The 3299-nt window shown below is 74.0% G+C and carries 1 protein-coding gene; it reads left to right on the top strand.

Annotated elements, in window-relative coordinates; all coding sequences use genetic code 11:
* Nucleotides 1–27 precede the first annotated feature (27 nt).
* A partial coding sequence (locus AB0I21_RS57200; protein WP_360574434.1) for an SDR family NAD(P)-dependent oxidoreductase occupies nucleotides 28–3299 on the top strand: 3272 nt, incomplete at its 3' end.

Here is a 3299-nt window from a genome sequence, read left to right as displayed (position 1 = left end):
ATGCAGGCGCTGCCACGGGGCGGCGCGATGGTCGCGATCCAGGCTTCTGAGGAGCAGGTCCGCGCGGCGCTGGTCGACGGTGTTTCGCTGGCCGCTGTCAACGGTCCCGACGCGGTCGTGGTCTCCGGCGACGAGGAAGCGGTCGAGGCGGTGGCGCAAGGGTTCGCCAAGACGCGGCGGTTGAAGGTGAGTCACGCGTTCCACTCGGCACGCATGGACGGGATGCTCGACGCGTTCCGCGAGGTCCTCGCCACCGTGAAATTCAACAAGCCTTGGATTCCGATCGCGACGACGTCCACCGGCGAGGTGACCGACCCGGAGTACTGGGTGGGGCAGGTCCGGGGGACGGTCCGGTTCGCCGACGCCGCCGAGAGCCTGAAGGCGAAGGGTGTCACGAGGTTCCTGGAGGTCGGCCCGGACGGGGTGCTGTCGGCGCTGGTCGACGGGATCCCCGCCATGCGGAAGGGGCGCGACGAGCCGCTCACGCTGATGACCGCCGTCGCCCGCGCCCATGTCACCGGCTGGTCGCCCGACTGGACCCAGCTGCTCGCCGGGGGACGCCGCGTCGACCTGCCCACGTACCCGTTCCAGCGGCAGCGGTTCTGGCCGACCGTCCGCCGGAGCATCCACGTCGACGCCGAGTTCTGGACCGCCGTCGAGTCCGGCGACCTGGACGCCATTGCCAGGTGGCGACACCGGAAGTCTACTGTGGACGACTGGTTGTATCGCGAGGACTGGACGCCGCTGCCGCGCCGCGAAGCGACCCTCACCGGCACGTGGCTCGTGCTCGGTGGCGGCTCCGAGGCGGTCGTGGCGGCTCTGGCGGCGGCGGGTGCCGAGACGGTCACCGCGCCGGTCGTTCACACCGGCCTCCCTGACGGCTCGTTCGCGGGTGTGGTGGCACTGCCCGCCGACGCCGCTGAGGCGCTCATCATCGTGCAGTCGCTCGGTGACACGGGGCCGCTGTGGTGCCTGACCCGGGGTGCGGCCACCGACCCGGCCCAGCGCGCCGTGTGGGGTCTCGGCCGGGTCGTCGCACTGGAGCACCCGGACCGGTGGGGCGGTCTCGTCGACCTCGCCGACGACGCCGACCTGTCCCTGCTGCCGGGCGTCCTGACCGGCACCGAGGACCAGGTCACCATCCGGTCGGGCACCGCTCACGGTCGGCGCCTCGCCAGGGCCGCCACGACGCGAGGGTGGCGCCCATCCGGGACGGTGCTCGTCACCGGCGGTACCGGCGCCCTGGGCGGGCACGTCGCGAGGTGGCTGACCGCGGAGGGCGCGTCCAGGGTTGTGCTGGTCAGCCGTCGCGGATCTGACGCTGTACAGGTGGACGGTGTCGAGGTCGTAGCCGCGGACGTCACCGATCCTGCCGCTGTCGCCGACCTGGTCGCCCGGTTCACGCCGAACGCGGTCATTCACGCTGCCGGTGTCCTGGACGACGGCACTGTTGACGCGTTGACGCCGGAGCGGATCGCGACGGTGATGGCGGCGAAGGTCGACGGCGCCCGCCACCTTGACGCGGCCACCAGGGATCTGCCGCTGGACGCGTTCGTGCTGTTCTCGTCGTTCGCGGGGTCGGTGGGGTCGGCGGGTCAGGGCAACTACGCCGCCGCGAACGCCGCCCTCGACGCGATCGCCGATGAGCGCCGCGCCGCCGGGCTCCCCGCCGTCTCCATCGCCTGGGGCAGCTGGGCCGGCGCCGGCATGGCGGGCGGCCTCGGCGAGCGGCACCGCCGCGGCGGCGTACGCCCGATGCACCCCGCCACCGCCGTCACCGCGCTCGCCCGTACCGGAGCCGACGCCACGCTCGTCGTCGCCGACATCGACTGGGACACGTTCGCGCCCGCGTTCACCGCCAACCGGCCCGCACCCCTCATCGCCGGCCTGGCCCCCGCCCGCGACACCACCGCCGAGGCGGCGTCGCCGCTCGCCGTGCTGCCCGCGGCCGAACGACGGGCGATGCTGCTCGACCTCGTCAGGGAACGCGCCGCCGCCGTCCTCGGCCACGCCGGCACCGGCGCCGTCGGCGTCGACCGGGCGTTCCGCGACCTCGGGTTCGACTCGCTGACCGCGGTCGAGCTCCGCAACGCGATCGGCAGTGCCACCGGGCTCAGCCTGCCGTCGACGCTGGTGTTCGACTACCCGACACCCGAGGCGCTCGCCCAGCACCTCTTCGACACCCTCGCCGGTGCCGGCCCGGCCACGGCAAGGCCCGCCGAGGCCGCCCGCACCGACGAGCCGATCGCGATCGTCGCCATGGCCGGCCGGTTCCCCGGCGGCGTCACCTCCCCGGAGACCCTGTGGGAGCTGCTCGCCGACGGCCGCGACGCGATGGGGGAGTTCCCCGCCGACCGCGGCTGGGACCTCGACAGCCTCTTCGACCCCGACCCGGAGCGGACCGGCACCTCGTACACGCGCGCCGGCGCGTTCCTGCCCGGGGTCGCGGGGTTCGACGCCGGGTTCTTCGGCATCTCCCCGCGTGAGGCCCTGGCGATGGACCCGCAGCAGCGGCTGCTGCTGGAGACGTCGTGGGAGCTGTTCGAACGCGCCGGGATCGACCCGGCCTCGCTGCGCGGGACCGCCACCGGCGTGTTCGTCGGCACGAACGGCCAGGACTACGGCGCCGTCCTCGCCCACGCCACCGAGAACGTCGAGGGCTACCAGGGCACCGGCAACGCCGCGAGCGTCGTCTCCGGGCGGCTGTCGTACACGTTCGGACTCGAAGGACCGGCGGTCACCGTCGACACCGCCTGCTCCGCGTCGCTCGTCGCGCTGCACCTCGCCGTCCAGGCGCTGCACCGCGGCGAGTGCGGGATGGCCCTCGCCGGCGGCGTCACCGTCATGTCCACGCCCGGCCTGTTCGTCGAGTTCTCCCGCCAGCGCGGCCTGTCCGTCGACGGCCGTTGCAAGGCGTTCTCCGACGATGCGGACGGCACCGGCTGGGGTGAGGGCGTCGGCCTGCTCCTCGTCGAGCGGCTCTCCGACGCCGTCGCCAACGGCCACCCGATCCTGGCCGTCGTTCGCGGCAGTGCGGTCAACCAGGACGGCGCGTCCAACGGCCTCACGGCCCCGAACGGCCCGTCACAGCAGCGGGTGATCCGGGCCGCGCTCGCCGCCGCGGACCTCCAGCCGTCCGATGTGGACGCCGTCGAGGCGCACGGCACCGGCACCAGCCTCGGCGACCCGATCGAAGCCCAGGCACTCCTCGCCACCTACGGCCAGGACCGGCAGACCCCGCTGTGGCTCGGGTCGGTGAAGTCGAACCTCGGCCACACCCAGGCCGCCGCCGGCGTCGC

It is taken from the genome of Dactylosporangium sp. NPDC050588, assembly GCF_040654975.1.
GTDB classification, from domain to species: Bacteria; Actinomycetota; Actinomycetes; order Mycobacteriales; family Micromonosporaceae; genus Dactylosporangium; species Dactylosporangium maewongense.
This window is presented reverse-complemented; position numbering and strand designations above follow the sequence as displayed.